Here is a 7,013-nt window from a genome sequence, read left to right as displayed (position 1 = left end):
TTTTTTTTTTTTTTTTTTTTTTTGGGGGGGGGGGGGGGGGCGGGGGCGCGGGGGGGGGGGCCCCCCCCCCCCCCCCGCGGCCGGAGGAGATGGCTACTTCGCCGTGTCCAGCGCGGCCAGCGCCTGGGCCCAGCGGACGTACTTCAGCTCGGCGAGCCCGGCGACGGTGGTGACGCCGAACGCCTCCTTCAGCAGCTCGCCGTCACGGTCGGACACCCCCTTCAGCGCCGAGACGGGGGCGGCGAGGACCTCGGCCAGCGGCTTGTCCGCCCATGCCTTGTCCAGCACCTTGTCCAGATCGATCGAAACCATGTATGCCCTCCCAGGCCGATGACGTGCGGCAGCAGGGGTGCGCGGGCCCCGCAGCCGGCGTCCGGGGACGACGGCGGCGGTATCGTGCCGGCGGGAACCGCTGAGCGGGTCCCGCCGTCCCGGCGGATACGGCAGGGCGGCGGTGCCGCGCTCGTCCGGCCAGGGCCGCCGACCGCTCACCACGCACCGCCTCCCCGTTCCCGGGCGCGCACCCGGGGACGGTCGTGAATCACCGGACCGCCCCTCGCTTTTTCTACACGACTGTAGAAGGATAGGTCGAGTCGACGAGGCGCTTTCGGGCCACCGGGGCGCCGAAGGCGCGAAAACGCCCCGCGGCCAGACGCCTCGAGGCAGTTTTACCGACCCTTTACCATGAGGTGGGGAGACTCTCCCTCCCCGCGAAGACCTTCCGCCCCGCTGGGGCGGGTGAACGACGAAGGAGCAGCAGACCCGCAATGGGTGAACCCCCCAGTCCGAGCCGTGCCAGACCCCGTCCGACAGCGAGCTGTGAAGCGGGGGTGGCACGGTGACCGAGTTCCTGCTGATCCTGCTCGCCCTGGCGCTGACCCTCGCGTGCGCGGTGTTCGTCGCGGCCGAGTTCTCCCTCACCACGGTCGAACGAGCCGACCTGGAGCGGGCCGCCGCGGCCGGCGAGCGCGGCGCCGACAGCGCCCTGAAGGCCGTCAGGCGGCTGACCTTCCAGCTCTCCGGCGCCCAGCTGGGCATCACCGTGACCTCGCTGGTGATCGGTATGCTCGCCGAGCCGTCCCTGGCCGCGCTGCTGCGCGGCCCGCTGACCGCGCTCGGCCTGGGCGCCGCGGCTTCCACGATCGCCACCGTGCTCGGCGTCGCCCTCTCCACCGTGGTGCTGATGGTCGTCGGCGAGCTGGTCCCGAAGAACTGGGCGATCTCCCGGCCGCTGGCCGTGGCCAAGGTCGTCGCCACCCCGCAGCGCGGCTTCACCGCCGTCTTCGGGCCCTTCATCGAGCACCTGAACAACACCGCGAACCGTTTCGTGCGCCGCTTCGGCCTGGAGCCGGCCGAGGAGCTGGCCCACGCCCGCAGCCCGGAGGAGCTGGTGGCCCTCGCCCGGCACTCCGCCGCGCAGGGCGCGCTGGAGAAGGACTCCGCCGAGCTGTTCGTCCGCACGCTGCACCTGGGGGAGCTGACGGCCGAGAACGTCATGACCCCGCGGGTGGACGTCAAGGCCCTCGAAGCCCACGCCAGCGCCGCGGACGCGGTCGGCCTCACGCACACCACCGGCCTGTCGCGGTTCCCCGTCTACCGGGACAGCCTGGACGAGATCATCGGCACCCTCCACATCCGCGACGTCCTCGCCCTGGACGAGCACCAGCGGGCCACCACACCGGTCACCGAGCTGATCACGCCGCCGCTGCTGGTGCCCGACAGTCTGCCCGTCGACACGCTCCTGGCCCGGCTGCGCACGCAGCGCACCATGGCCGTGGTCATCGACGAGTACGGCGGCACCGCCGGCGTCGCCACCGTCGAGGACATCATCGAGGAGGTCGTCGGCGAGGTCCGTGACGAACACGACCCCCTGGAGGTCCCCGACCTGCTGCCCGGCCCCGACACCGAGGAGGGGCGCCGGGTCTGGCAGGCCGACGGCAGTGTCCGCGTCGATCAGCTCGCCGAGATCGGCCTGAGCGCCGCGGACGGACCGTACGAGACCCTCGCCGGCCTGACCGCCACCCTCCTGGAACGCATCCCCCGACCTGGAGACACCGTGCACCTCGACGGATGGGACATCACCGTCCTCGACGTCGACCACCACCGCGCCGACCGCCTCACCCTCACCGCCCCGGCAGCGGACCACGCCACGCAGGAGACAGCCCGATGACCGCCGTCCAGTTGCTCATCGGAGCCCTGACCCTGCTCACCAACGCCTTCTTCGTCGGTGCCGAGTTCGCCCTCATCTCGGTACGCCGCAGCCAGATCGAGCCCAGGGCCCACGCCGGGAACAGGCGCGCCGCGACCACCCTGTGGGGGATCGAGCACCTGTCGGCGATGATGGCCACCGCCCAGCTCGGCATCACCGTCTCCTCCCTCGTGCTCGGCGCCGTGGCCGAACCGGCCATCGCCCACCTGCTGGAACCCCCCTTCCACGCCATCGGCGTGCCCGAGGGGCTCATCCACCCGATCGCCTTCGTCATCGCACTGACCCTGGCGACGTACCTGCACATGCTGTTCGGCGAGATGGTGCCCAAGAACATCGCCCTGGCCGCCCCGGCGTCCACCGCGCTGTTCCTCGGCCCGCCGCTGGTCGCGCTCACCCGTGCGCTCAGGCCCGTCGTCTTCGGCATCAACGCCTTCGCCAACGCCCTGCTGCGCCTGCTGAGGGTCGAACCCAAGGACGAGGTCGCCGCCGTCTTCACCGACGACGAGCTCGTCCGCCTCGTCGCCGACTCCAGCCAGGCCGGCCTGCTCGACCCCGCCGACGGCGAACGGCTGCGCGACGCCCTGGAACTCGGCACCCGCCCGGTCGGCGAGGTCCTGGTGCCGCTGGCCCGGATGAGGACGGTCGGCCACCGCGTCACCCCCGCCCAGCTGGAGAAGGCGGCGACAGGCGCCGGCTACTCCCGGATGCCCGTCCTGGGCCCCGGCGGCACGGTGATGGGCTACCTGCACATCAAGGACGCCATCGGCGTGCCCGAACGGCACAAGCCCTTCCCCCGCACCGCCCTGCATCCCGTGACCCGGGTGCAGATCGACACCCCGCTCGACGACGCCCTCACCGCCATGCGCTCCACCGGCGCCCACCTCGCCGCCGTCACCGGCGACAAGGGCACCGTGATCGGCTTCGTCACCATGGAGGACGTCCTGTCCGAACTCGTCGGCCCCGCCGCCTGACAGGACCAGGCGGCCACGGCCCGGACCCGGCGTCCGGCGCGCACGGGACGGGTTTCCGCCCACCGGGCGGGAACCCGCCCACGCCGGCGGGAGCAGCCTGCTCCCGCCGGACGGCTTCCGGGACGGCGGGAATCCGGGCAGCCGGGGGCGCGTCGGCGACGGCTTGGCGGCCGGCGGGGACAGCGGCGGTCCCCGCCGGAAGCGGTCACATCGCGGCCACGGGCCGGGGCCGGCAGGCCGCGGCGCGGCCCGCACAGGCGTCCGCGGGCAGGACGCCGGGCTGCGGGGCGTGAGGGCATCCGACGCGGGCCGGGGAGCCGGTCGCCGCAGGCGGGTGCGGAGCCGGACAGACGCTGCGCCCCCGACGGGAACCGACGGAGCGGGAGCCGCGCTTCGAGGGCGGTGGCTCGTCCCCGTTCGCGGCCGTCCTCACCGTCGGGCTCGGGCCGCCGGGAATCAGCGGGCGGCCGATGCGGTGCGGCGGGTGAGCAGGACGCCGAGGGCGATCATGCCGATGCCCAGGACGAAGTGCAGCCAGTTGTCGGCCGTGTTGACCGGAACGAAGTTCGCGGCGCTGTCGAGGTCGATGATCAGGCCGTAGATCCACAGGAGCAGGTAGATCACTCCGCCGCCGATGAGGAACGTGCGGGCCGTGGAAGCCGCGCGGGCCATGGCGATGCCGGCGATGCCGAACAGCAGGTGGACGATGTTGTGCAGGATCGACACCTGGAACAGGCCCAGGAGCTTGGCCTCGGAGTGGTGTTCGGCGAACCGCATGGTGCCGTAGTCGGTCGTGACACCGGGGATGAAGCCGAGGAGGCCGACCAGGAGGAACACCGTACCGACGGCGAGGGCGGCCTGCTGCACCCTGGTCCGGCCAGCCGCAGGGGTGGCGTGACGAGTGGACATGATGGTGACCCTTCCGGCGACGTGGGCGGCCGGAGCCGCGCAGAATGATCCTTCGGTTACCTTTTACCTCCCGTTTATCCGGTTTTCCACCGCTCGGTGCGCCGTCCGGTCTCCGGCTTTCCACGCCACGTCCGCCTCTCGAAGCGACGGGAGCCACTCCTCCCGGCAGCGAGGGGGCAGGCGCGGTCACCCTTCCCTGCTCCCGCACCCGGAAGAACAGCCGCGGCCGCCTGGTCCGGCCGGGTGACGGAGGGCCGGGCCTCAGCGCGTGCAGGCGGCGCGGGCGCGCGGCGGCTCCTCGGAGGCCACCTCGTACAGGGCGGCCCCGTCGAGGTAGCGGATGGTGTTGAGGTCGCGCAGCAGCACGTCGTGCACGTCGTGCTCGAGCCGGACGGTGAGCGGATAGGTCATGTCGTCGACGGTGCGCCTGATCCGCTCGCCCGGACGGACCAGGATGCGGACGTCGACGACGCTCGGCAGGTCCCTGATCGCCTGCAGGTCGCGGTAGGCGACGAGTCGGCCCTCGTACGGGGAGGCCAGACCGGCCCAGCCGATGGCGCGGCGGGCCTGGTAGTCCCGGCCGGCCCGGGCGGCGAAGCGATCGGGGCGCAGGTAGGCGTCCACCGTCCATTCGAGCTGGCCCTCGCCGAGAGCCCGCTGGGCGTAGTACGGCAGTTCGCCGCCGGAGATGCGGGCGCCGACCTCGACCAGGCGCGGGCCGTCGGGCGTGCGCTTGATCTCGAGGTGGGCGGGGCCGTACTGGATACCGAGGGCGTCGAGGACCTCGAAGGCGTAACCGGTCAGCTCCCGGACCGCGGTGTCGGCGGCCGGCAGCAGGTAGGTCTCGACCAGCAGGTCCGTCACCCCGTTGACGGAGATGCGCTCGGTCTGCCAGGCGTCGGTCACGTGGTGGCGGCCCCGGGAGCTGACGGTGTTGACGATGTACTCGGTGCCCACCAGGTACTCCTGGGCCACCACTCCGGCCGTCGGCTCGGAGAAGACGGTGGCCCGGTCCGCGAGCAGCTTGTACGCCGCCGCGGACTCGTCCGGTGTGTGGCAGAAGGAGACCCCGTCGCCCGCGGCGCTGCGCAGCGGCTTGAGGACGACCGTGCCGCCGGTCTCCTCGTGCCAGGCGCGCAGCTGCTCGGCGTTTTCGACCAGCAGCTGGCGGGCACCGGCGACCCCGCACGCCTTGATCCGCTCGATCATGGCGTACTTGTCGCGGCGGGCGTGGCTGAGGGCCGTTCCGTTGCCGGGCAGGCCGAGCGCCTCGCTCAGGGCGTCCGCGAACTCCACTCCGATCTCGCTGCCGGTGAGCACCGCGGCCGGCCGCAGGGCGCGCACCCTGCGCACGGTCGCCTCGAAGTCGCCGGTGTGGACCAGGTTGTCCTGGTACTCCGACAGGTCCAGGGAGCCGCGGTAGACCAGTGGCACCTCGGGGGTGCTCTGGACGCGGACCACCGGGTGGCCGGCGGCCCGGAAGGCGGCCGGGAAGCCCCGCGCGGGGGCGTAGGGGTCGACGATGACCACGGGTGCAGCGGCACTCACGCCGGATCTCCTGCCGTGTTGTTCGGATGCGTCCCTGCCGGGACCGGGTCTGTTCGGTGGGCTCCGCCCGTCACGGGCAGGGCTGCGCCGAGACGTGGTAGCGGGCCGAGGCGGTGCGGATGGCCTGCTCCACCGACGCGCTGGTGGGGCCGGTGAAGCGGAACCGGCCGCCGACGTGCTCGTAGTAGGCGTCCGCTGCGGGCAGCACCTCGCCGGGTGCGAGCAGCGACTCGGCGTACAGGCCGGGCACGGTCCCGGCCAGCGGGGTGACGTGGGTGATGCGACAGGGCCGCTCGGCCGGAGCGGGCACCAGCAGCCACCCTCCGACGCCGGTGGAGCCCTGCTCGGCCTTCTTGGGCTGTTCGCCGAGCTGCAGGGCGAACGCGGCCTCCATGAGGTCGTATCCGTGCACGTCCCGCCAGACGAAGGGGATCTCGGCGCCGCCGACGCGGGCGCCGATCTCCAGGAACGAGCAGGTCACGGACGCGTCTTCGGCGACGCCGACGAAGACCTCCAGGTGGAAGACGGTCGTCGTGCCGGTGAGCGCGCCGAGGAAGCGCTCCGCCCGGGCGCCGACGACCGCGAGGACCGCGGGGTCGTCCTCCTCGACGGAGCCGAGGTGGGCGCCGTCGCGGAAGCCGAGGCAGTCGTTGACGTACCGTGAGGCCCGCCAGACCTCCAGGCGGCCGTCGCGGTACAGACCGTCCACGTGGTAGATCGGGTCGGTCACATGGGCCTGGGCCATGAGGACCGTGTCCACCGGCCAGGACAGGGCGGCGAGGTCGCCGGGGCCGTGCACCACGCGGACGCCCGCGCTCGAACTGCCCTGGGTGGGCTTCAGGACGACGGGCCAGCCCTGCCGCTCGGCGAAGGCCAGCACGTCCGCCTCCTCGGCGACCGGGGCGAACGCGGGGACCGGCAGCCCCGCGTGCGCGATGCGCCGGCTCATCTCCAGCTTGTCGCGGAAGGGCAGCAGGTCGGCCGTGGTCGCGCCCGGAAGACTCCACCGGGCGCGCAGCTGCGCGGCGATCAGCAGGTCGTCCTCCTTGAGGGCGACGATCGCCTTCGGCGCGCCGAACCGGCCGGCCAGGGCCTCGACGGCGTCCCCCACCACGGCGAGGTCGTCCGTGGCGGGGACCAGCGCGATCTCGGCCGCCGACGCGGGCACGCCCTGCGCGCCCACGCCGGTGGTCACGTAGGTGACCGCGTGGGCCGCGTGGTCGAGGTAGTCCTCGTAGTGCGCGTACCGGTCCCGCCAGCGGTGGATCACGATGACGTGGGGACGCGCTCCGCTGTCGTCCGGGTTCCCTGACGTCGGCATGAGGTGGAGACCCTCCTAAACACCGCGGCGGTAGATAACTGTAGTTAAGTTATCG

General features: G+C 72.7%; 6 protein-coding genes. 2 read left to right on the top strand and 4 right to left on the bottom strand.

What is annotated here, in order from left to right:
• Positions 1 to 93: 93 nt before the first annotated feature.
• Positions 94 to 312, bottom strand: coding sequence for a hypothetical protein (locus ACIBAI_RS22210; protein WP_399036673.1), 219 nt, complete (start codon positions 310 to 312; stop codon positions 94 to 96).
• Between the two features lie 526 nt (positions 313 to 838).
• Between ACIBAI_RS22210 and ACIBAI_RS22205 the strand changes: the two genes are divergently transcribed.
• Both ACIBAI_RS22205 and ACIBAI_RS22200 read left to right on the top strand, forming a co-directional pair.
• Positions 839 to 2,170, top strand: coding sequence for a hemolysin family protein (locus tag ACIBAI_RS22205; protein WP_399036671.1), 1,332 nt, complete (start codon positions 839 to 841; stop codon positions 2,168 to 2,170).
• Positions 2,167 to 3,180 carry a hemolysin family protein gene (locus ACIBAI_RS22200; RefSeq protein ID WP_399036668.1) on the top strand — a complete coding sequence of 338 codons (1,014 nt, stop codon included), beginning with the start codon at positions 2,167 to 2,169 and terminating at the stop codon, positions 3,178 to 3,180. The genes ACIBAI_RS22205 and ACIBAI_RS22200 overlap by 4 nt, the downstream gene beginning before the upstream one ends.
• Before the next feature lie 456 nt (positions 3,181 to 3,636).
• Here the strand turns inward: ACIBAI_RS22200 and ACIBAI_RS22195 are convergent, their stop codons facing one another.
• The 3 genes from ACIBAI_RS22195 to ACIBAI_RS22185 all read right to left on the bottom strand — a co-directional run bounded on the left by ACIBAI_RS22195 (position 3,637) and on the right by ACIBAI_RS22185 (position 6,958).
• Positions 3,637 to 4,089, bottom strand: coding sequence for a DUF4383 domain-containing protein (locus ACIBAI_RS22195; protein ID WP_399036666.1), 453 nt, complete (start codon positions 4,087 to 4,089; stop codon positions 3,637 to 3,639).
• A gap of 261 nt (positions 4,090 to 4,350) precedes the next feature.
• Positions 4,351 to 5,637: an ATP-grasp domain-containing protein gene (locus ACIBAI_RS22190; RefSeq protein WP_399036663.1), complete on the bottom strand. Its 1,287-nt coding sequence runs from the start codon at positions 5,635 to 5,637 to the stop codon at positions 4,351 to 4,353.
• 70 nt (positions 5,638 to 5,707) lie between these two features.
• Positions 5,708 to 6,958 (bottom strand): acetyl-CoA carboxylase biotin carboxylase subunit family protein, encoded by a 1,251-nt coding sequence (locus ACIBAI_RS22185; protein WP_399036661.1) that lies wholly within the window; start codon positions 6,956 to 6,958, stop codon positions 5,708 to 5,710.
• Between the last annotated feature and the right edge of the window lie 55 nt (positions 6,959 to 7,013).

It is taken from the genome of Streptomyces sp. NPDC051041, from assembly GCF_044456065.1.
Lineage (GTDB): Bacteria > Actinomycetota > Actinomycetes > Streptomycetales > Streptomycetaceae > Streptomyces > Streptomyces glaucus.
Note: the sequence above shows the minus strand (reverse complement) of the source record. Positions and strands in the feature narration are given on the sequence as shown.

What these genes read in the sequence shown, in the direction of transcription:
- ACIBAI_RS22195 (WP_399036666.1), bottom strand. Translation starts at nt 4,089, where the DNA reads ATGTCCACTCGTCACGCCACCCCTGCGGCTGGCCGGACCAGGGTGCAG.
- ACIBAI_RS22200 (WP_399036668.1), top strand. Translation starts at nt 2,167, where the DNA reads ATGACCGCCGTCCAGTTGCTCATCGGAGCCCTGACCCTGCTCACCAAC.
- ACIBAI_RS22185 (WP_399036661.1), bottom strand. Translation starts at nt 6,958, where the DNA reads ATGCCGACGTCAGGGAACCCGGACGACAGCGGAGCGCGTCCCCACGTC.
- ACIBAI_RS22210 (WP_399036673.1), bottom strand. Translation starts at nt 312, where the DNA reads ATGGTTTCGATCGATCTGGACAAGGTGCTGGACAAGGCATGGGCGGAC.